Source organism: Mesorhizobium silamurunense, from assembly GCF_014843905.1.
In the GTDB taxonomy this organism is placed as follows: Bacteria; Pseudomonadota; Alphaproteobacteria; order Rhizobiales; family Rhizobiaceae; genus Mesorhizobium; species Mesorhizobium silamurunense.
This window is the reverse complement of record NZ_LPVS01000027.1, coordinates 1-17,826: the sequence shown is the minus strand read 5'-3', so window position 1 is coordinate 17,826 and position 17,826 is coordinate 1. Positions and strand designations below refer to the sequence as shown.

Below are 17,826 nucleotides of genomic sequence, written 5' to 3'. Positions count from 1 at the left end.
TGACTGGGCACAATCTGGGTCAGGTTTGCCCGCTCAAGATTGCACCGGCATTCCGACTTTCATCGTCGTGCGGCAAGGCGTCAGGCCCGCCGGACCACGCAAGCAGCTACTCCCGCTCTTTGCGCAGCTTTGCCCAGTACTCCAGCCGCTTGCGGATATCGCGCTCGAAGCCGCGCTCCGGCGGATCGTAGAAGGTGTGGCGGCCCATCTTTTCCGGGAAATAGTCCTGGCCGGAAAAGGCGTCCGGCTCGTCATGGTCGTAGCGGTAGCCGGCGCCGTAATCCTCCTCCTTCATCAGCTTGGTCGGCGCGTTGAGGATGTGCTTGGGCGGCAGCAGCGAGCCGAACTCCTTGGCCGCTGCGGTCGCTGCCTTGAAGGCGGTGTAGACAGCGTTCGATTTCGGCGCGGTGGCGAGATAGACGGCGGCCTCGGCGAAGGCGAGCTCGCCCTCGGGAGAGCCGAGATAGTCATAGGCGTCCTTGGCGGCATTTGCGACGACCAACGCCTGCGGATCAGCAAGGCCGATGTCTTCCACCGCCATGCGCACCAGCCGGCGGCCAAGATAGAGCGGATCCTCGCCGGCGTCGAACATGCGGGCGAGATAATAGAGCGCGGCGTCCGGGTCCGAACCGCGCACCGATTTGTGCAGCGCCGAAATCAGATTGTAGTGGCCGTCCTGGCCTTTATCGTAGATCGGCGCGCGGCGCTGGATGACACGCTGCAGTCCCTCCGGCCCGAACACCTCGCCGGGCTTGGCGGCACGCCAGACTTCCTCGGCCAGCGTCAGCGAGGCCCGGCCGTCGCCGTCGCTCATGCGGATGAGCATGGCTCGCGCCTCGTCATCAAGCGGCAGCGCCTTGCCCTCGGTTTCCTCCGCGCGCGCCAGAAGCTTGGCGATGCTCTCCTCGCCAAGTGAACGGAACACCAATATCCGCGCGCGGGACAAAAGCGCGGCGTTCAGTTCGAAGGACGGGTTCTCTGTCGTGGCACCGACCAGCACCACGGTGCCGTCTTCCATCACGGGCAAAAAACCGTCCTGCTGAGCGCGATTGAAACGATGGATCTCGTCGACGAAGAGCAGCGTCTGACGGCCATTGCCACGGCGCAGTTTTGCTGCCTCGAACACCTTCTTCAGGTCGGCGACGCCGGAAAACACTGCCGATATCTGCTCGAAGGCAAGATGGGTCTCGCCCGCCAGCAACCGCGCCACCGTCGTCTTGCCGGTGCCGGGCGGGCCCCAGAAGATCATCGAGCCGAGCGTGCCGGAATCGATCAGCCGCGTCAGCGCGCCGTCGGGGCCGGTCAGATGCTCCTGGCCGACGACCTCGCCAAGATTCTTCGGGCGCAACCGGTCGGCCAGCGGCCGGCCGGGTGGCGCTTTCTCCGGTTCATCGGAACTGAACAGATCGGCCATGTTTATCTTTTGGTTGGAGCGCGATCTTCAGAAATGGGAAGATCGCCTCAATAACGCAACACCTGGCGCAATGTCTGCCCGCCACGCTCGACGGTAAAGCGCCACCAGCGCGTATCCTGCTGAGCAATCTGTGCCAGCGTCGCTGCCGTGTCGACGCTCGTGCCATTCACTTCGCGCACGATATCGCCCGGCTGAAAGCCGAAATCGGCGGCCGGTGAATCGCGGTTGATGTCGACCACGGTGACGCCCTTCAAATCGGTGCGCAGGCCGAGCCGCTGGGCAAGGCGCGGTGACAGTTCCGCCACCTTGGCGCCGGCGAAGGGACTGCGGCCATGCAGCGTCACCTCGGTCGGCTTGGCGCCTTCCGGCGCGCGCTCCAGCGCAATCTCCAGCGTCGCCTGCTGGCCCTTGCTCAGCACGGCGAAGGTCGCCTTGGTGCCGATCGACAGCGTCGCCATGCGGTAGTCCAGCGCCTCGATGCTTTCGACCGGCGTGTTGTTGAGCGACAGCACGACATCGCCGGGCTTGAGCCCTGACTTGCCGGCGGGTCCCGCCGCATCGACCGACGAAACCAGCGCGCCGGTCGGCTTTTCCATGCCGAGCGACTCCGCGATCTGCGGCGTCACCGCTTCGAACTCGGCGCCGATATAAGGCCGCTCGAAAAAGTCGAGCCCGGCCTTGGCGGCGTCCGCGAAGGCCCTGACCATATTCGCTGGAATGGCGAAGCCGATGCCGATCGAGCCGCCGCTGCGGCTGTAGATCGCCGTGTTGATGCCGACCAGTTGGCCGCCCATGTTGATCAGCGCGCCGCCCGAATTGCCGGGATTGATGGCGGCGTCGGTCTGGATGAAGTAGCCCGAATCCGAAACGCCGATATGGCTGCGGGCAAGCGCTGAAACGATGCCGCTGGTGGTGGTCTGGCCGACGCCGAACGGATTGCCTATCGCCAGCACCAGGTCGCCGACCTCGAGCGCGTCGGAATCGCCGATGGCGATCACCGGGAACGGCTTGTCGGCCGAGATCTTGAGCACGGCGAGATCGAGCGTCTCGTCCTTGAGCATCACCTTGCTGGTGAACTCGCGCCCGTCGGCGGTCGCCACCTTCACCTCGTCGGCATCCTTGATGACGTGGTAGTTGGTGACGATGACGCCGCTCGGATCGACCAGAACGCCCGAGCCCAATGAGGACTGCGCGCGCGGCTGGGCGCGGCCGAAGAACTCCTCGAAGAAGGGATCGCCCTCGAAGGGAGAGGTGACCTTCGCCGTCTGCGAGGCATAGACATTGACCACGGCCGGCGCGGTCTGCTTGACCAGCGGCGCGAAGGAAAGCTGCACCTCCTCGCGACCGAACGGCACACGCTTGTCTGGCCCGGAGGTGGCATTCTCACCTTCGACGCCATGCAGCAGGTCGGTCAGCACGTCGGAGAGGCCGGGGTCGGCCGGCTTGGCGGCGTCCTCAGCCAATGCCTGTCTCACCGCCGGTGCCGCGGCGAAAGCGGCAAGCGCGCAAACTGCAATGAGAAACAGCCGTTTGAGGTGCATTCCGAATCCTCCAGATCAGGCGCCATTGTCCCGACGATTGTGCAGAATGAAAGGCCAATGCACGGAAAATACGACGCTTGTTGCGCAAAAGCGTGAGCGTGCGAACGGGAATCCGCCCGCTCCTACGCTCCGCCCTCAAAATAAAAAAGGGGCCCGCAGGCCCCTCTTGGTCAATTCCGAAACCGAGGCCTTACGCGGCCGCGGCTTCCTCGTTGCCGCCCTCAGCCTCGAGGCGGGCGCGGTCGGCGGCGCCCTTGGCCGAGGTGTCGCGGTCGACGAACTCGATGACCGCCATGGCGGCGTTGTCGCCGTGGCGGAAGCCCGCCTTCATGATGCGCAGGTAGCCGCCGTTGCGGGTGGCGTAGCGCGGTGCGATGGTTTCGAACAGGCGATTGACGACGCCTTCATTGCCGATCTGCGCGATCACCTGGCGGCGGGCGTGCAGGTCGCCGCGCTTGCCGAGCGTCACCAGCTTCTCGACGATCGGACGCAGGTCCTTCGCCTTCGGCAGGGTGGTGACGATCTGCTCGTGCTCGATCAGCGACACGGCAAGGTTGGCAAACATCGACTTGCGATGGCTTACGCTGCGGGCGAACCGGCGGCCTTTAAATCCGTGGCGCATGGCTCTTCTCCTTCATTCCGGGTTCAAGAGGCCTCAGCCCCTATTGGTTAGCCGCATGATCTTGTCCGAAAAGTCTGCAACTTTTCGGGATCATGCTCAGTACTGATCTTCGTAACGCTTGGCGAGGTCTTCGATGTTTTCCGGCGGCCAATCCGGCACTTCCATGCCGAGGTGCAGGCCCATCGCCGCCAGCACTTCCTTGATCTCGTTCAGCGACTTGCGGCCGAAGTTCGGGGTGCGCAGCATCTCGGCTTCGGTCTTCTGGATCAGGTCGCCGATATAGACGATGTTGTCGTTCTTCAGGCAGTTGGCCGAACGCACCGAAAGCTCGAGCTCGTCGACCTTCTTGAGCAGCGCCGGGTTGAAGGCGAGCTCGGTGACGGCTTCGGTGGCGACTTCCTTCTGCGGCTCGTCGAAGTTGACGAACAGGCCGAGCTGGTCCTGCAGGATGCGGGCGGCGAAAGCCACCGCATCCTCGCCCGAGATGGAACCGTCGGTCTCGATGGTCATGGTCAGCTTGTCATAGTCGAGGACCTGGCCCTCGCGGGTGTTCTCGACCTTGTAGGAGACCTTCTTGACCGGCGAGTAGAGGCTGTCGACCGGGATCAGGCCGATCGGCGCGTCCTCGGCGCGGTTGCGCTCGGCCGGCACATAGCCCTTGCCGGTGTCGACGGTGAACTCCATGCGGATCTCGGCACCCTCGTCCAGCGTGCAGATCACGTGGTCGGGGTTGAGGATCTCGACGTCGCCGACGGTCTGGATATCGCCGGCGAGCACGGCGCCCGGGCCCTGCTTGCGCACGACCATGCGTTTGGGACCATCGCCTTCCATGCGGATGGCGATTTCCTTGATGTTGAGCACGATGTCGGTCACGTCCTCGCGCACGCCGGCGATGGACGAGAATTCGTGCAGCACGCCGTCGATCTGCACGGCGGTGACGGCCGCGCCGCGCAGCGAAGACAGAAGCACGCGCCGCAGCGCGTTGCCGAGGGTAAGGCCGAAGCCGCGCTCGAGCGGCTCGGCCACCAGCGTGGTCAGCGTCTTCTTCTTCGACGAGAACTCGATCTTGTTCGGCTTGATCAGTTCCTGCCAATTTTTCTGGATCATGGTGTCTTCCTTCCTTTGACCCGCCACCATCCAATCGTGGCGGGCAGCCTGGAATTGCCTCGGAGGAGCGCCTTGGCGCTCACGCGGCGTTCAAAAATATTAGACGCGGCGCTTCTTGCGCGGGCGGCAGCCATTGTGCGGGATCGGCGTCACATCACGGATCGAGGTGATGGTGAAGCCAGCTGCCTGTAGGGCGCGCAGCGCCGATTCGCGGCCGGAGCCGGGTCCGCAGACCTCGACCTCGAGCATGCGCATGCCGTGTTCTTGGGCCTTCTTGGCGACGTCCTCGGCGGCCATCTGGGCGGCGAACGGGGTCGACTTGCGCGAACCCTTGAAGCCCTGTGCGCCGGCCGACGACCAGGCAATCGAATTGCCCTGTGCGTCGGTGATGGTGATCATCGTGTTGTTGAAGGTCGAATTGACGTGGGCAACGCCCGACGAGATGTTCTTGCGTTCGCGACGGCGAACACGAGCGGCTTCCTTGGCCATGGTAGTCCTTTCAGTTGATCTCTACACCGCCGTAATGCCAGCGGCTACACCGGGTGAATTGTGAATAGTGAATAGACCAAGCCATTCACCATTCACGATTTCACCATTCACCAATTACTTCTTCTTGCCGGCGATCGCCTTGGCCGGGCCCTTGCGGGTGCGCGCATTGGTATGCGTACGCTGGCCGCGGACCGGCAGCGAGCGGCGATGACGCAGGCCGCGATAGCAGCCGAGGTCCATGAGCCGCTTGATGTTCATCGAGACTTCGCGACGCAGGTCGCCTTCGACCTGGTAGTCGCGGTCGATCGTCTCGCGGATCTGCAGCACTTCCGCGTCGGTCAGCTGGTTGACGCGGCGGTCGGCCGGGATGCCGACCTTGTCGACGATCTCCTGGGCAAACTTCTTGCCGATGCCGTGAATGTACTGAAGCGCAATGACGACGCGCTTGTTGGTCGGAATGTTGACGCCGGCTATACGAGCCATTTCTTCTCATCTCCATATGGGCCGGACGAGCCGGCGCGATCTAAGTTGCCCCGCGTCCGGTGGAGGCCGGCCCTTGCGGGAGTTTCCTGGTTCAAAACGACTGCCCTGCCCTTGCGGGCAAGCAAACTCTATGCCTGACAGGAAGACGGGCCGCCATACCCCAACGGCTCCTTCCAGTCAAGCGCAATCTCTACTTGTCGGAACGGCCTACTTCGCCGTCGCCGCCAGCACGCCCTCGATCTCCGCGGTCACGGCATCGATGCTGGCCATGCCGTCGACGGTCTTCAGCCTGCCTTTGGCATAGTAGTAACCGGTCAGCGGCGCCGTCTTCTTGTAGTATTCGCGCAGGCGCTCCTCGAACACAGCCGGGTTGTCGTCCTTGCGCACCGGCTGGCCGGCGGCCTTGGCATCCTCGGCCCGCTTGACGATCCGCCCGACCAGCGCTTTGTCGTCGACGACGAGCTCGATGACGCTGTCCAGCGCAATATTGCGCTCTGAAAGCATGGCTTCCACCGCGTCGGCCTGCACCAGCGTGCGCGGGTATCCGTCGAGGATGAAGCCTCTGGCGCAGTCGGGCTGGTCGATCCGCTCGGCGACGATCGCGTTGACGATCGCGTCAGACACCAGCTCGCCTGCATCCATCACCGCCTTGGCCCGCTTGCCGACCTCGGTGCCGGCCTGGACGGCGGCACGCAGCATGTCACCCGTCGAAAGCTGGGGTATGCCGTGTTTGTCTGCCAATCTCTGTGCTTGCGTCCCCTTGCCCGCTCCTGGCGGCCCAAGCAATATCAGCCTCATCTGCTCCTCTTACCCCCGCGCAACTTCGACTTCTTGATCAGGCCCTCATACTGGTGCGCGATCAGGTGACCCTGAATCTGCGCCACCGTGTCGAGCGTGACACTGACCACGATCAGAAGCGATGTGCCACCGAGGTAGAAAGGTACGCCAGTCGCTGAAATCAGGAACTCAGGCAGCAGACACACCAGCACCAGGTAGATGGCGCCGATGACGGTGATACGCGTCAGAACATAGTCGATATATTCGGCGGTGCGCTCGCCCGGCCGATAGCCCGGGATGAAGCCGGAATGCTTCTTGAGCTGGTCGGCCGTGTCCTTCGGGTTGAAGACGATCGCCGTGTAGAAGAAGGCGAAGAAGATGATCATCGCCGCGTAGAACGCCATGTAGAGCGGCTGGCCATGGCCGAGGGAGGCCAGAACCGTGCTTGCCCAGGCCGGCAGGTTTGTCGTCTGCGAGAAGCCGGCGACCGTTGCCGGCAGCAACAGCAGCGAGGAGGCGAAGATCGGCGGGATGACGCCCGAGGTATTGAGCTTCAGCGGCAGATGCGAGGTATCGCCCTGGAACATGCGGTTGCCGACCTGTCGCTTCGGATACTGGATCAGCAGGCGCCGCTGGGCGCGCTCGAAGAAGACGATGACGCCGATGACGACGACGGCGAGCACGATGATCGCCAGAATGAGGCTGGTGGACAGCGCACCGGTGCGGCCGAGTTCCAGCGTGCCGGAGATCGCCCGCGGCAGGCCGGCGACGATGCCGGAAAAGATGATCAGCGAAATGCCGTTGCCGATGCCGCGCGCGGTGATCTGCTCGCCGAGCCACATCAGGAACATGGTGCCGCCGACGAGCGTGACGACGGTCGAGATCCGGAAGAACATGCCGGGATCGTTGACGATGCCGTTGCCGCCTTCGAGGCCGATCGAAATGCCGTAGGCCTGCACCAGGGCGAGCAGCACGGTGCCGTAGCGCGTGTACTGGTTGATGATCTTGCGGCCCTGCTCGCCTTCCTTCTTCAGCGCTTCCAGCGACGGGATGACCGAGGTCATCAGTTGCATGATGATGGAGGCGGAGATGTAGGGCATGATGCCGAGCGCGAAGATCGCCATGCGCTGCACGGCGCCGCCGGCAAACATGTTGAACATGCCGAGCACGCCCTTGCTCTGCGAGGAGAAGGCCTGCGCGAAAGCGTCGGGATTGATGCCGGGAAGCGGGATATAGGTGCCGAGGCGGTAGACGAGCAGCGCGCCGATGGTGAACCAGATGCGCTTCTTCAGGTCCTCGGCCTTGGCGAAGGCCGCAAAATTCAGATTGGAGGCTAGTTGTTCAGCAGCCGAAGCCATGCCTGATTCTCCGCTAGGTCACGCTCGATGCCCGCAGCTCAGGCGGCGCGTGTCACCGAAGCTCACGAGATAAGCTCCGGACCGTCAACATGCAAGCGGCCGCGTTGACGCGGCCGCCCAATTGATCAGATCGAAACGCGGTTCGCCGGCAAAAACGAAACCATTCCCGCCGGCCGCGCTTCAAATCGCCGTTACTCGGCGGCGGCCGCTTCCGGCAGCTTCACCGAACCGCCGGCCTTCTCGATCTTCTCGATCGCCGCCTTGGAGGCGCCGGCGACGTCGAAGGAGAGCTTTGCCTTGAGCTCGCCGTCGGAGAGCACGCGCACGCCGTCCTTGGCGCGGCGGATGACGCCGGCAGCGATCAGGGTCTCGGCCGTCACGGTCGCCTTGGCGTCGAGCTTCTTGGCATCGATAGCAGCCTGGATGCGGGCGAGCGACACGACGGTGAAGCTCTTGCCGAACAGGTTGTTGAAGCCGCGCTTCGGCAGGCGCCGGTAGAGCGGCATCTGGCCGCCCTCGAAGCCGTTGATGGCGACGCCCGAGCGCGCCTTCTGGCCCTTGACGCCGCGACCGGCGGTCTTGCCAGAGCCGGAGCCGATGCCGCGGCCGAGGCGCTTCTTGGAATGCGTGGCGCCGTCCTTGTCACGCAGATCGTTGAGTTTCATGTTTCTTCTCCTGCGCTTCCGTTCAGGCCTCGTCCACGACGCGGACGAGGTGCTGGACGGCGGCGATCATGCCGCGCACCGAAGGGGTATCTTCCAGCGTGCGCCGCTTGTGCATCTTGTTCAGGCCGAGGCCGACCAGCGTCGCGCGCTGCTCCTTCGGCCGGCGGATCGGCGAACCGATCTGCTCGACGGTGATGGTCTTGGTAGCTTTCTTGGCCATGGTCGAAATCCCTGGTCAGCGTCGACTATTCTTCAGTCGCGACGGCGGTGCCGCGGCGAGCCTGAAGGGTCGAGTACTTGATGCCGCGCGCGGCAGCCACATCCTTCGGATGCATCTGGCTCTTCAGCGCGTCGAAAGTGGCGCGAACCATGTTGTAGGGGTTCGACGAACCCATCGACTTGGCGACCACGTCATGCATGCCGAGCGTCTCGAAGACGGCGCGCATCGGGCCGCCGGCGATGATGCCGGTACCCTGCTTGGCGGCGCGCAGCAGAACGCGCCCGGCGCCCCAGCGGCCCTCGACGTCGTGATGCAGCGTGCGGCCCGAACGCAGCGGCACGAAGATCATGTCGCGCTTGGCGGACTCGGTCGCCTTGCGGATCGCCTCCGGCACTTCGCGCGCCTTGCCGTGGCCGAAGCCGACGCGGCCCTTCTGGTCGCCGACGACGACGAGCGCGGCAAAGCCGAAGCGACGGCCGCCCTTCACCACCTTGGCGACGCGGTTGATGTGGACGAGCTTGTCCACCATGCCGTCGTCGCGCTCTTCGCGATCACGCTCGCGGCCACGGCCGCCTTCCCTACGTTCCTGTGCCATATCCTGTTCCTTGTTCTTTTCCGGAAGCACGGTTGCTGAATGCCGGCGCCGCTTTTGGGTCGCCGGCGGTGAAAAATCAGAAGCTCAACCCACCTTCGCGGGCGGCCTCGGCCAGCGCCTTGACGCGGCCATGATAGATGTAGGCACCACGGTCGAAGACGACTTCCTTGACGCCAGCCTTCGTGGCACGCTCGGCGATGAGCTTGCCGACCGCGGCAGCAGCAGCGGTGTCGGCGCCGGTCTTGAGCGAGCCCTTGAGGTCCTTCTCCAAGGTCGAGGCAGCGGCCAGCGTGTGGCCATTCGCGTCGTCGATAACCTGGACGTAGATGTGCTTCGAGGTGCGGTGCACCGAGAGACGCGGACGCTCGCCGGCGACTTTCTTGAGCTGACGGCGCACGCGCTGCGCGCGGCGCTGAGTGATTTCTTTGGGGCTAGCCATGATGTCTGTTCCTTGCCTTCAGAAAACGGGGGCAACCGTGCGCGGTAGGCCAAGCCTCCCGCGGTCGCACCCCGCGGCGTTGCAGTCTTACTTCTTCTTGCCTTCCTTGCGCACGATCCGCTCGTCGGCATAACGAACGCCCTTGCCCTTGTAGGGCTCCGGACCGCGATATTCGCGGATCTCGGCGGCAACCTGGCCGACCTGCTGCTTGTCGATGCCGGAGACCGTGATTTCGGTCGGCTTCGGCACCGAGATCGTAATGCCCTGCGGCGTTTCATAGACCACGTCGTGGCTGAAGCCGAGCGCGAGCTGCAGGTTCTTGCCCTGCATGGCGGCACGATAGCCGACGCCGGTGATCTCGAGCTTCTTCTCGAAGCCGTCCTTGACACCCTGCAGTATGTTGACGATCTGCGTGCGCGACATGCCCCACTTGGAACGGGCGGTTTTCGACTGGTCGCGCGGCTCGACAGCGATCTCGCTGCCCTCCATCTTGACCAGCACTTCGTCGTTCACCACGAACTTCAGCTCGCCCTTGGGGCCCTTCGCCGTCACGGTCTGGCCGTTGACGGTCGCGGTCACGCCCTGCGGCAGCGAAACGGGTTTCTTTCCGATACGAGACATTTTGTTGTCCTCGTCACTTCTTTCGTTTCAGGTTCCAGTTCCCGGGCGCGATCCCTAGAACCGAAGCCCATTCATCAATCTCGCGCCGGATCAGAAGATCTGGCAGAGGATCTCGCCGCCGACATTCTGCTCGCGCGCTTCGTGATCGGCCATGACGCCCTTCGGCGTCGAAAGGATGGCGATGCCGAGGCCGTTGGCGACGTGCGGGATCGACTTGGCCGAGACATAGACGCGGCGGCCAGGCTTCGAGACGCGCTCGATTTCGCGCACGACCGGAGCGCCGTCGAAATACTTCAGCTCGATCTCGATTTCCGACTTGCCGTTGTCGAAGTCGGTCTGGCTGTAGTCGCGGATATAGCCTTCCGACTTCAGCACTTCGAGGACGCGGGCACGCAGACGCGAGGCCGGGGTCGAGACGCTCGACTTCTTGCGGCCGTAAGCGTTGCGGATGCGGGTCAGCATATCGCCGAGAGGATCGCTCAATGACATCTCAGGGTCTCCTTACCAGCTCGACTTGACCAGGCCTGGGATCTGGCCGTTGTTGCCCAGATCGCGAAGCGCGATACGCGAAAGCTTGAGCTTGCGATAGTAGGCGCGCGGGCGGCCGGTGACTTCGCAGCGGTTGCGGATACGAATCTTGGCCGAGTTGCGCGGCAGCGCCGACAGCTTCAACTGGGCGCGGAAACGCTCTTCCATCGGCTTGGACTGATCCATCACGATGTCCTTGAGCGCCTTGCGCTTGACGGCGTACTGGCCGGCAAGCTTGCGGCGCCGGTTGTTCTTCTCGACTGAGCTGGTCTTTGCCATTTCAGATTTTTCCTTTTTCGCTGCCGTTACTGGCGGAAGGGGAAGTTGAAGGCCTTGAGCAGCGCCCTGGCCTCGTCGTCCGTCTTCGCCGTCGTACAAACGATGACGTCCATGCCCCAAACCTGATCAACCTTGTCGTAGTTGATCTCTGGGAACACGATGTGTTCCTTGATGCCCATGGCGTAATTGCCACGGCCGTCAAAGCTCTTCGGGTTCAGTCCGCGGAAGTCGCGGACGCGCGGCAGCGCGATGTTCACGAGGCGGTCGAGGAACTCGTACATGCGTTCCTTGCGCAGCGTGACCTTGGCGCCGATCGGCATGTTCTCGCGCACCTTGAAGCCGGCGATCGAGTTGCGGGCGCGGGTGACGACGGCCTTCTGGCCGGCGATCAGCGCGAGATCCTCGGCCGCGATCGAGGGCTTCTTCGAATCGCCGGTCGCCTCGCCGACGCCCATGTTCAGCACGATCTTGTCGATCCGCGGAACCTGCATGTCGTTGTCGTAGCCGAACTGCTCCTGCAGCGCCTTGCGGATGGTCTCGTTGTAGACCTTCTTGAGGCGCGGCTCGTTCTTGGCAGCCGCCTGCTTGGTTTCAGCCTTAGCCATTGATGACTTCTCCCGAACGCTTGGCGACGCGCACCTTCTTGCCGTCCTTCTGGATGGTGAAGCCGACGCGGGTCGGCTTGCCGTCCTTGGGGTCGGCCAGCGCGATGTTCGACAGGTGGATCGGCGCTTCCTTGGTGATGATCCCGCCCTCTTGGGACTGGGTCTGCTTCTGGTGACGGCGAATGAGGTTCACGCCGCGCACGAGCGCGGTGTCTTCCTTCGGCTGCACCGACAGGACTTCGCCCGAACGGCCCTTGTCCTTGCCGGCAAGCACGACGACCTTGTCGCCTTTTCTGATCTTCTGCATTGGTCCGGCTCCTTACAGCACTTCAGGCGCGAGCGAGATGATCTTCATGTGGTTCTTGGCGCGAAGCTCGCGCGGAACCGGCCCGAAGATACGCGTGCCGATCGGCTCTTTCTTGTTGTCGACGAGAACGGCCGCGTTCTTGTCGAAACGGATCACGCTGCCGTCCGGACGGCGGATGTCCTTGGCCGTGCGAACCACGACCGCCTTCATCACGTCGCCCTTCTTAACGCGGCCGCGCGGGATGGCTTCCTTGATCGACACCACGATGATGTCGCCGACGGAGGCATACTTCCGCTTCGAACCGCCCAGCACCTTGATGCACATGACACGACGAGCGCCGGAATTGTCCGCGACGTCGAGGTTTGTTTGCATCTGAATCATGACTGGCCGCCTTCTTCTTTTCTAACGGGACGGGCTCGAAGCCCCTCCCCGGTCTGTCCAAAATTCGTTTGTTTACGCCTGGTCCGAAGTGACGACGATCCAGCGCTTGTCCTTGGAAATCGGCTTCGATTCCTGGATGAACACCTGGTCGCCGACCTTGTGGGCGTTGTTCTCGTCGTGCGCCTTGTACTTCTTGGTCATGCGCACGGTCTTCTTCATCACGGGATGCGTGAAGCGCCGTTCGACCTTGACGACGACCGTCTTCTCGTTCTTGTCGCTGACGACGGTGCCCTGCAGAATGCGCTTTGGCATGGTCTTAACCCTTCTTGGCCGCGGCTTTTTCCGCGGCGATGGTCTTGATGCGCGCGATGTCCCTGCGGACCTGCTTCACGCGCGCGGTCTTCTCGAGCTGGCCGGTGGCCTTCTGGAAGCGCAGGTTGAACTGCTCCTTCTTCAGGCTGGCCAGGTCGTCAGTCAGCTGATCCTGGGTCTTGGTCCGGATGTCTTCGGCTTTCATGGTTCAGCCCGTCCTTATTCTGCGATGCGCTGTACGAAGCGCGTCTTGACCGAGAGCTTGGCGGCACCGAGGCGCAGCGCCTCACGCGCGGTCTCCTCGCTGACGCCGTCGATCTCGAACATGATGCGGCCAGGCTTGACACGCGCCGCCCAGTAGTCGACGGCGCCCTTGCCCTTACCCATGCGCACTTCGGTCGGCTTCGAGGTGACCGGCAGATCCGGGAACACCCGGATCCAGACGCGGCCGGCGCGCTTCATCTCGCGGGTGATCGCGCGGCGGGCCGCCTCGATCTCGCGCGCGGTGACGCGGTTCGGCTCAAGCGCCTTCAGCCCGAAACCGCCGAAATCCAGGTTGGTGCCGCCCTTGGCGGTACCGTGGATACGGCCCTTGAACTGCTTGCGGAACTTTGTGCGCTTTGGCTGCAGCATCGTTCTAACTCCAAATTCTCAAATGTCTCAGGCGTTCTCGCGACGACGACCGCGCTCGCGCTCGCCGCCGGCCGCACCGCCGTGATCGCCTTCGGTGGCGCGACGCTCGGAGGCCATCGGGTCGTGCTCGAGGATCTCGCCCTTGAACACCCACACCTTGACGCCGCAGATGCCGTAGGCCGTGTTCGCCTCGGCTGTGCCGTAATCGACATCGGCGCGCAGCGTGTGCAGCGGCACCCGGCCTTCGCGGTACCACTCCATGCGCGCGATTTCGGCGCCGCCGAGACGGCCGGAGCAGTTGATGCGGATGCCCTCGGCGCCGAGACGCATCGCCGACTGAACGGCACGCTTCATGGCGCGGCGGAACGCGATGCGGCGCTCGAGCTGCTGGGCGATCGACTGGGCGATCAGCGTGGCGTCGATTTCCGGCTTGCGCACCTCGACGATGTTGAGGTGCGTCTCGGACTTCGTCATCTCCATCAGCTTCTTGCGGAGCTTCTCGATGTCGGCGCCCTTCTTGCCAATGATCAGGCCCGGACGTGCCGCGTGAATGGTGACGCGGCACTTCTTGTGCGGGCGTTCGATCACGACCTTGGAGATCGCGGCTTGCTTGAGTTCCTTCTCAACATACTTGCGGATCTTGATGTCCTCGTGCAGCAGCTGGCCGTACTCGCCGGTGTTCGCGAACCAGCGCGAATCCCAGGTACGGTTGATGCCGAGACGCAGCCCGATCGGATTGACTTTCTGGCCCATTATGCGGCCTCCCCTTTTTCCTCGACTTCACGAACGACGATCGTGAGGTGCGAGAACGGCTTCTCGATACGGCTGGCGCGACCGCGGCCACGAGCATGGAACCGCTTCATGACGATCGACTTGCCGACATAGGCTTCCGCCACGATCAGCGCGTCGACGTCGAGGTCGTGGTTGTTTTCCGCGTTGGCGATCGCCGACTCCAGCGTCTTCTTGACCGTGCCGGAAATCCGCTTGGCCGAGAATTCGAGATCGGAAAGCGCTGTCGCGACCTTCTTGCCGCGGATCAGCGCGGCAACCAGGTTCAGCTTCTGCGGGCTGATACGGATCGTGCGCAGAACGGCGCGCGCTTCGTTGTCAGCAAGCCTGCGCGGAGCTTTGGCCTTGCCCATGATTATTTCCTCTTCGCCTTCTTATCCGCGCCATGACCGTAATAGGTCCGGGTCGGAGCGAATTCACCGAACTTGTGACCGACCATGTCCTCGTTCACCGAGACCGGGACGTGCTTCTGGCCGTTGTAGACACCGAAGGTGAAGCCGACGAACTGCGGCAGGATGGTGGAGCGACGGCTCCACATCTTGATCACCTCATTGCGACCGCCTTCACGAACCTTGTCCACCTTCTTGAGAAGGTAGCCGTCGATGAAGGGGCCTTTCCAAATCGAACGAGTCACTTGGCGTTACCTCTTCTTAGCTCTTGCGCTGATGGCGCGAGCGCACGATGAACTTGTCGGTCGCCTTGTTGGACCGCGTCTTCTTGCCCTTGGTCGGCTTGCCCCAGGGCGAAACCGGATGACGGCCACCCGAGGTGCGGCCTTCGCCGCCGCCGTGCGGATGATCGACCGGGTTCATGGCCACGCCGCGATTGTGCGGGCGCTTGCCGCGCCACACGGTGCGACCGGCCTTGCCGTCATTGATGTTGCCGTGGTCGGGATTCGACACGGCGCCGACGGTGGCCATGCAGGAGCCGTGCACGACGCGCTGCTCGCCCGAGTTGAGGCGCAGGATCGCCATGCCCTGGTCGCGGCCGACGAGCTGGGCGTAACCGCCCGCCGAACGGGCGACCTGGCCGCCCTTGCCCGGCTTCAGCTCGATGTTGTGGACGATCGTGCCGACCGGCATCGAGGCCAGCGGCATCGCGTTGCCCGGCTTCACGTCGACCGCTTCGCCGGCCACGATCTTGTCGCCGGCAGCCAGGCGCTGCGGCGCCAGGATGTAGGACAGCTCGCCGTCGTCATACTTGATCAGCGCGATGAAGGCGGTGCGGTTCGGATCGTATTCGATACGCTCCACCGTGCCGACGACGTCGTACTTCTTACGCTTGAAGTCGATGATGCGGTACGAACGCTTGTGACCGCCGCCGATGAAGCGGGCCGTGATGCGGCCGTAGTTGTTGCGGCCGCCCGACTTGGTCAGGCCTTCGGTCAGGCCCTTGACGGGCTTGCCCTTGTAGAGGCCCGAGCGGTCGACGATGACCAGCTGGCGGGTGCTCGGCGTTACCGGGTTGAATTTCTTGAGTGCCATTGTCCTGTCCTCGCGGCCTTGCTCAGAGACCCGTCGCGACGTCGATCGACTGGCCCTCGGCCAGCGTCACAACCGCCTTCTTGACGTCGCCCTGGCGGCCAACCGTGCCGCGGAAGCGCTTGATCTTGCCCTTGCGGACGAGCGTGTTCACGGCCATCACCTTGACGCCGAAGAGCGCTTCGACGGCGGCCTTGATTTCCGGCTTCGACGCCTTCTTGGCGACGTTGAAGACGACCTGGTTCTGCTCGGAAGCCATGGTCGACTTTTCAGTGATCGCCGGCGAGACGATCACGTCGTAGTGACGAAGGTCGGTCATTGGAAGCGCTCCTCGAGAGCCTCGACGGCGGCCTTCGAAAGGACCAGCGTGCCGCGGCGCAGAATGTCGTAGACGTTGATGCCCTGGATGGGCAGCACGTCGATGTTCGGAATGTTGGTCGCCGCCAGCTTGAAGTTCTGGTCGAGCTCGGCGCCGCCGATCACCAGGGCGTTGGTCAGCCCGAGCGTCTCGAGGTTAGCTGCCAGCGCCTTGGTCTTGGCGTCGGCCAGCTTCAGTTCGTCGACGATGATCAGCGAAGCGCTCTTGGCCTTGGCCGAGAGAGCATGCTTCAAGCCCAGCGCGCGCACCTTCTTCGGCAGGTCGTGCTCGTGGCTGCGCACGACCGGGCCGTGCGCCTTGCCGCCGCCGCGGAACTGCGGAGCGCGAGCCGAATGGTGACGGGCGCGGCCCGTACCCTTCTGCTTGTACATCTTGGCGCCGGTGCGCGCGATCTCGGCGCGGCCCTTGGCCTTGTGCGTGCCCTGCTGCTTCTTGGCGAGCTGCCAGCGCACGACGCGCTGCAGGATGTCCTCGCGCGGATCAAGGCCGAAAATCTCCTCGGAGAGTTTCACCTTGCCGGCGTCCTTGCCGCCGAGCGTTGTGATCTTGAGATCCATTATTCAGCTCCCTCAGTGGCCGGGGCGTCGTTCTTGGCGACAGCGGCGGCGCGGATTGCGGCAGGCTTCGGCGCGTTGGCAGGCAGCGCAACCTTGGCCGCATCGCGAACCAGGATCCAGGCGCCCTTGACGCCCGGAACGGCGCCGCGGATCAGGATCAGGCCGCGGTCGGCATCGGTCGAGACGACCTCGACATTCTGCGTGGTGACGCGGACGTCGCCCATGTGGCCGGCCATCTTCTTGCCCTTGAACACCTTGCCGGGGTCCTGGCGCTGGCCGGTCGAGCCGTGCGTGCGGTGCGACACCGAGTTACCGTGCGTGGCGCGGCCACCACCCATGTTGTGCCGCTTGATCACGCCCTGGAAACCCTTGCCGGTCGAGGTGCCGGTGACGTCGACCTTCTGGCCGGCGACGAAGTGCTCGACGGTGAGTTCGGCGCCGACGTCGATCATGTTCTCGGCGGAGACGCGGAACTCGGCGAGCTTCGCCTTCGGCTCGACGGAGGCGGCAGCGAAATGGCCGCGCATCGCCTTCGACGTGTTCTTCACCTTGGCAAGGCCAACGCCGAGCTGGACGGCGGTGTAGCCGTTCTTCTCCTGCGTGCGCTGCGCCACGACCTGGCAGTTCTCCATCTGGAGAACGGTGACGGGAACGTGTTCCCCGGCATCGTTGTAGATGCGGGTCATTCCCACCTTCTTTGCAATCACACCTGAACGCATCGGTTCAATTCCTTTAGAGTTCCCTGTCGGGGCTAGCGCCCCTCCACGCCTCTTGTTCCTTCAGAGTTCCGGGTCGCCCCGCCCTCTTGTTCCTTAGAGCTTGATCTCGACGTCGACACCGGCGGCCAGATCGAGCTTCATCAGAGCATCGACCGTCTGCGGGGTCGGATCGACGATGTCGAGCAGCCGCTTGTGGGTGCGCATCTCGAACTGCTCGCGGCTCTTCTTGTCGACGTGAGGCGACCGGTTGACCGTGAACTTTTCGATCCGCGTCGGCAGCGGAATGGGGCCGCGGACGTTGGCGCCGGTGCGCTTGGCGGTCGACACGATTTCGCGCGTCGAGGCGTCGAGCACCCGGTGGTCAAACGCCTTAAGGCGGATGCGGATATTCTGTCCGTTCATGCGTCAATTCCTTGTTCTGGCGCGGCGCGGGCAGCCCGCGCCCGCGACAGATCCGTTTCGTCCAATTACTCTTTGATGGTGACGACGATGCCGGCACCGACGGTGCGGCCGCCTTCACGGATG

Annotated in this window: 29 protein-coding genes; all 29 read right to left on the bottom strand. The window is 63.7% G+C overall.

Going from position 1 to position 17,826, the window contains the following annotated elements; genetic code table 11:
- Positions 1-106: 106 nt before the first annotated feature.
- Entirely contained in the window at positions 107-1,414 is a 1,308-nt protein-coding gene (locus tag AU465_RS05970) for a replication-associated recombination protein A (RefSeq protein WP_192244877.1), read from the bottom strand.
- Positions 1,415-1,461: 47 nt separating this feature from the next.
- Complete coding sequence (locus tag AU465_RS05965) at positions 1,462-2,955, bottom strand: DegQ family serine endoprotease (protein WP_192244875.1); 1,494 nt, start codon at positions 2,953-2,955, stop codon at positions 1,462-1,464.
- Between the two features lie 190 nt (positions 2,956-3,145).
- Positions 3,146-3,577, bottom strand: a complete 432-nt coding sequence (rplQ, locus tag AU465_RS05960; RefSeq protein WP_192244873.1) for a 50S ribosomal protein L17 — start codon at positions 3,575-3,577, stop codon at positions 3,146-3,148.
- 96 nt (positions 3,578-3,673) lie between these two features.
- Positions 3,674-4,684, bottom strand: a complete 1,011-nt coding sequence (locus tag AU465_RS05955) for a DNA-directed RNA polymerase subunit alpha (RefSeq protein WP_032933403.1) — start codon at positions 4,682-4,684, stop codon at positions 3,674-3,676.
- A 99-nt stretch (positions 4,685-4,783) separates the two neighbouring features.
- Positions 4,784-5,173 (bottom strand): 30S ribosomal protein S11, encoded by a 390-nt coding sequence (rpsK, locus tag AU465_RS05950; RefSeq protein WP_006205444.1) that lies wholly within the window; start codon positions 5,171-5,173, stop codon positions 4,784-4,786.
- Between the two features lie 114 nt (positions 5,174-5,287).
- On the bottom strand, positions 5,288-5,656 hold the full coding sequence (gene rpsM, locus AU465_RS05945; RefSeq protein WP_027170351.1) for a 30S ribosomal protein S13: 369 nt from the start codon (positions 5,654-5,656) through the stop codon (positions 5,288-5,290).
- Between the two features lie 207 nt (positions 5,657-5,863).
- Positions 5,864-6,454, bottom strand: a complete 591-nt coding sequence (locus AU465_RS05940; protein ID WP_192244871.1) for an adenylate kinase — start codon at positions 6,452-6,454, stop codon at positions 5,864-5,866.
- Positions 6,451-7,791, bottom strand: a complete 1,341-nt coding sequence (gene secY / locus AU465_RS05935) for a preprotein translocase subunit SecY (protein WP_192244869.1) — start codon at positions 7,789-7,791, stop codon at positions 6,451-6,453. Before secY ends, AU465_RS05940 begins: the two co-directional genes overlap by 4 nt.
- A 191-nt stretch (positions 7,792-7,982) precedes the next feature.
- Entirely contained in the window at positions 7,983-8,456 is a 474-nt protein-coding gene (gene rplO / locus AU465_RS05930; protein ID WP_192244867.1) for a 50S ribosomal protein L15, read from the bottom strand.
- A gap of 22 nt (positions 8,457-8,478) precedes the next feature.
- The gene (gene rpmD / locus AU465_RS05925) at positions 8,479-8,676 is read right to left on the bottom strand and encodes a 50S ribosomal protein L30 (RefSeq protein ID WP_027170355.1); all 198 of its coding nucleotides are present in this window, start codon (positions 8,674-8,676) and stop codon (positions 8,479-8,481) included.
- Positions 8,677-8,701: 25 nt separating this feature from the next.
- On the bottom strand, positions 8,702-9,271 hold the full coding sequence (gene rpsE, locus AU465_RS05920) for a 30S ribosomal protein S5 (RefSeq protein WP_192244865.1): 570 nt from the start codon (positions 9,269-9,271) through the stop codon (positions 8,702-8,704).
- A 76-nt stretch (positions 9,272-9,347) separates the two neighbouring features.
- On the bottom strand, positions 9,348-9,710 hold the full coding sequence (gene rplR, locus AU465_RS05915; protein ID WP_192244863.1) for a 50S ribosomal protein L18: 363 nt from the start codon (positions 9,708-9,710) through the stop codon (positions 9,348-9,350).
- Between the two features lie 87 nt (positions 9,711-9,797).
- Positions 9,798-10,331 carry a 50S ribosomal protein L6 gene (gene rplF, locus AU465_RS05910; RefSeq protein WP_126084111.1) on the bottom strand — a complete coding sequence of 178 codons (534 nt, stop codon included), beginning with the start codon at positions 10,329-10,331 and terminating at the stop codon, positions 9,798-9,800.
- Between the two features lie 90 nt (positions 10,332-10,421).
- On the bottom strand, positions 10,422-10,820 hold the full coding sequence (gene rpsH, locus AU465_RS05905) for a 30S ribosomal protein S8 (RefSeq protein ID WP_126084112.1): 399 nt from the start codon (positions 10,818-10,820) through the stop codon (positions 10,422-10,424).
- A 12-nt stretch (positions 10,821-10,832) separates the two neighbouring features.
- Positions 10,833-11,138, bottom strand: coding sequence for a 30S ribosomal protein S14 (rpsN, locus tag AU465_RS05900; protein ID WP_192244861.1), 306 nt, complete (start codon positions 11,136-11,138; stop codon positions 10,833-10,835).
- Positions 11,139-11,164: 26 nt separating this feature from the next.
- Entirely contained in the window at positions 11,165-11,743 is a 579-nt protein-coding gene (rplE, locus tag AU465_RS05895; protein ID WP_192244859.1) for a 50S ribosomal protein L5, read from the bottom strand.
- On the bottom strand, positions 11,736-12,050 hold the full coding sequence (gene rplX / locus AU465_RS05890) for a 50S ribosomal protein L24 (RefSeq protein WP_126054440.1): 315 nt from the start codon (positions 12,048-12,050) through the stop codon (positions 11,736-11,738). The genes rplE and rplX overlap by 8 nt, the downstream gene beginning before the upstream one ends.
- Positions 12,051-12,062: 12 nt before the next feature.
- Positions 12,063-12,431, bottom strand: coding sequence for a 50S ribosomal protein L14 (gene rplN, locus AU465_RS05885; RefSeq protein WP_006205457.1), 369 nt, complete (start codon positions 12,429-12,431; stop codon positions 12,063-12,065).
- 72 nt (positions 12,432-12,503) lie between these two features.
- A complete protein-coding gene (gene rpsQ / locus AU465_RS05880; RefSeq protein WP_027170362.1) occupies positions 12,504-12,743 on the bottom strand; it encodes a 30S ribosomal protein S17 in 240 nt (79 codons plus the stop codon).
- Between the two features lie 4 nt (positions 12,744-12,747).
- Complete coding sequence (gene rpmC, locus AU465_RS05875) at positions 12,748-12,948, bottom strand: 50S ribosomal protein L29 (RefSeq protein ID WP_095807484.1); 201 nt, start codon at positions 12,946-12,948, stop codon at positions 12,748-12,750.
- Positions 12,949-12,962: 14 nt separating this feature from the next.
- Positions 12,963-13,376 carry a 50S ribosomal protein L16 gene (gene rplP, locus AU465_RS05870; RefSeq protein ID WP_027170364.1) on the bottom strand — a complete coding sequence of 138 codons (414 nt, stop codon included), beginning with the start codon at positions 13,374-13,376 and terminating at the stop codon, positions 12,963-12,965.
- A 27-nt stretch (positions 13,377-13,403) separates the two neighbouring features.
- Positions 13,404-14,129, bottom strand: coding sequence for a 30S ribosomal protein S3 (gene rpsC, locus AU465_RS05865; protein WP_192244857.1), 726 nt, complete (start codon positions 14,127-14,129; stop codon positions 13,404-13,406).
- Positions 14,129-14,518, bottom strand: coding sequence for a 50S ribosomal protein L22 (gene rplV, locus AU465_RS05860; RefSeq protein WP_006205462.1), 390 nt, complete (start codon positions 14,516-14,518; stop codon positions 14,129-14,131). The genes rpsC and rplV overlap by 1 nt, the downstream gene beginning before the upstream one ends.
- 2 nt (positions 14,519-14,520) lie before the next feature.
- Complete coding sequence (gene rpsS / locus AU465_RS05855) at positions 14,521-14,799, bottom strand: 30S ribosomal protein S19 (RefSeq protein ID WP_006205463.1); 279 nt, start codon at positions 14,797-14,799, stop codon at positions 14,521-14,523.
- A 16-nt stretch (positions 14,800-14,815) separates the two neighbouring features.
- Entirely contained in the window at positions 14,816-15,649 is an 834-nt protein-coding gene (gene rplB / locus AU465_RS05850) for a 50S ribosomal protein L2 (protein WP_040970375.1), read from the bottom strand.
- A 22-nt stretch (positions 15,650-15,671) separates the two neighbouring features.
- Positions 15,672-15,965: a 50S ribosomal protein L23 gene (locus tag AU465_RS05845; RefSeq protein ID WP_126094108.1), complete on the bottom strand. Its 294-nt coding sequence runs from the start codon at positions 15,963-15,965 to the stop codon at positions 15,672-15,674.
- Positions 15,962-16,582, bottom strand: a complete 621-nt coding sequence (gene rplD, locus AU465_RS05840; protein WP_192244855.1) for a 50S ribosomal protein L4 — start codon at positions 16,580-16,582, stop codon at positions 15,962-15,964. Before rplD ends, AU465_RS05845 begins: the two co-directional genes overlap by 4 nt.
- Entirely contained in the window at positions 16,582-17,301 is a 720-nt protein-coding gene (gene rplC, locus AU465_RS05835) for a 50S ribosomal protein L3 (protein WP_192244853.1), read from the bottom strand. Before rplC ends, rplD begins: the two co-directional genes overlap by 1 nt.
- A 93-nt stretch (positions 17,302-17,394) precedes the next feature.
- A complete protein-coding gene (gene rpsJ, locus AU465_RS05830) occupies positions 17,395-17,703 on the bottom strand; it encodes a 30S ribosomal protein S10 (protein ID WP_006205468.1) in 309 nt (102 codons plus the stop codon).
- Between the last annotated feature and the right edge of the window lie 123 nt (positions 17,704-17,826).

Excerpts from the sequence above, each read along its gene's own strand:
- rplR (WP_192244863.1), bottom strand. The coding sequence starts at position 9,710 with ATGGCTAGCCCCAAAGAAATCACTCAGCGCCGCGCGCAGCGCGTGCGC.
- rplC (WP_192244853.1), bottom strand. The coding sequence starts at position 17,301 with ATGCGTTCAGGTGTGATTGCAAAGAAGGTGGGAATGACCCGCATCTAC.
- AU465_RS05940 (WP_192244871.1), bottom strand. The coding sequence starts at position 6,454 with ATGAGGCTGATATTGCTTGGGCCGCCAGGAGCGGGCAAGGGGACGCAA.
- rpsH (WP_126084112.1), bottom strand. The coding sequence starts at position 10,820 with ATGTCATTGAGCGATCCTCTCGGCGATATGCTGACCCGCATCCGCAAC.
- rplV (WP_006205462.1), bottom strand. The coding sequence starts at position 14,518 with ATGGGCAAGGCCAAAGCTCCGCGCAGGCTTGCTGACAACGAAGCGCGC.
- AU465_RS05970 (WP_192244877.1), bottom strand. The coding sequence starts at position 1,414 with ATGGCCGATCTGTTCAGTTCCGATGAACCGGAGAAAGCGCCACCCGGC.
- rpsJ (WP_006205468.1), bottom strand. The coding sequence starts at position 17,703 with ATGAACGGACAGAATATCCGCATCCGCCTTAAGGCGTTTGACCACCGG.
- rplO (WP_192244867.1), bottom strand. The coding sequence starts at position 8,456 with ATGAAACTCAACGATCTGCGTGACAAGGACGGCGCCACGCATTCCAAG.
- secY (WP_192244869.1), bottom strand. The coding sequence starts at position 7,791 with ATGGCTTCGGCTGCTGAACAACTAGCCTCCAATCTGAATTTTGCGGCC.
- rpsE (WP_192244865.1), bottom strand. The coding sequence starts at position 9,271 with ATGGCACAGGAACGTAGGGAAGGCGGCCGTGGCCGCGAGCGTGATCGC.
- rpsN (WP_192244861.1), bottom strand. The coding sequence starts at position 11,138 with ATGGCAAAGACCAGCTCAGTCGAGAAGAACAACCGGCGCCGCAAGCTT.
- rplX (WP_126054440.1), bottom strand. The coding sequence starts at position 12,050 with ATGCAGAAGATCAGAAAAGGCGACAAGGTCGTCGTGCTTGCCGGCAAG.
- rpsQ (WP_027170362.1), bottom strand. The coding sequence starts at position 12,743 with ATGCCAAAGCGCATTCTGCAGGGCACCGTCGTCAGCGACAAGAACGAG.
- rplE (WP_192244859.1), bottom strand. The coding sequence starts at position 11,743 with ATGGCTAAGGCTGAAACCAAGCAGGCGGCTGCCAAGAACGAGCCGCGC.
- rplP (WP_027170364.1), bottom strand. The coding sequence starts at position 13,376 with ATGCTGCAGCCAAAGCGCACAAAGTTCCGCAAGCAGTTCAAGGGCCGT.
- AU465_RS05965 (WP_192244875.1), bottom strand. The coding sequence starts at position 2,955 with ATGCACCTCAAACGGCTGTTTCTCATTGCAGTTTGCGCGCTTGCCGCT.
- rpmD (WP_027170355.1), bottom strand. The coding sequence starts at position 8,676 with ATGGCCAAGAAAGCTACCAAGACCATCACCGTCGAGCAGATCGGTTCG.
- rpmC (WP_095807484.1), bottom strand. The coding sequence starts at position 12,948 with ATGAAAGCCGAAGACATCCGGACCAAGACCCAGGATCAGCTGACTGAC.
- rpsC (WP_192244857.1), bottom strand. The coding sequence starts at position 14,129 with ATGGGCCAGAAAGTCAATCCGATCGGGCTGCGTCTCGGCATCAACCGT.
- rpsK (WP_006205444.1), bottom strand. The coding sequence starts at position 5,173 with ATGGCCAAGGAAGCCGCTCGTGTTCGCCGTCGCGAACGCAAGAACATC.
- rplN (WP_006205457.1), bottom strand. The coding sequence starts at position 12,431 with ATGATTCAGATGCAAACAAACCTCGACGTCGCGGACAATTCCGGCGCT.
- rplQ (WP_192244873.1), bottom strand. The coding sequence starts at position 3,577 with ATGCGCCACGGATTTAAAGGCCGCCGGTTCGCCCGCAGCGTAAGCCAT.
- rplB (WP_040970375.1), bottom strand. The coding sequence starts at position 15,649 with ATGGCACTCAAGAAATTCAACCCGGTAACGCCGAGCACCCGCCAGCTG.
- AU465_RS05845 (WP_126094108.1), bottom strand. The coding sequence starts at position 15,965 with ATGACCGACCTTCGTCACTACGACGTGATCGTCTCGCCGGCGATCACT.
- AU465_RS05955 (WP_032933403.1), bottom strand. The coding sequence starts at position 4,684 with ATGATCCAGAAAAATTGGCAGGAACTGATCAAGCCGAACAAGATCGAG.
- rpsM (WP_027170351.1), bottom strand. The coding sequence starts at position 5,656 with ATGGCTCGTATAGCCGGCGTCAACATTCCGACCAACAAGCGCGTCGTC.
- rplD (WP_192244855.1), bottom strand. The coding sequence starts at position 16,582 with ATGGATCTCAAGATCACAACGCTCGGCGGCAAGGACGCCGGCAAGGTG.
- rplF (WP_126084111.1), bottom strand. The coding sequence starts at position 10,331 with ATGTCTCGTATCGGAAAGAAACCCGTTTCGCTGCCGCAGGGCGTGACC.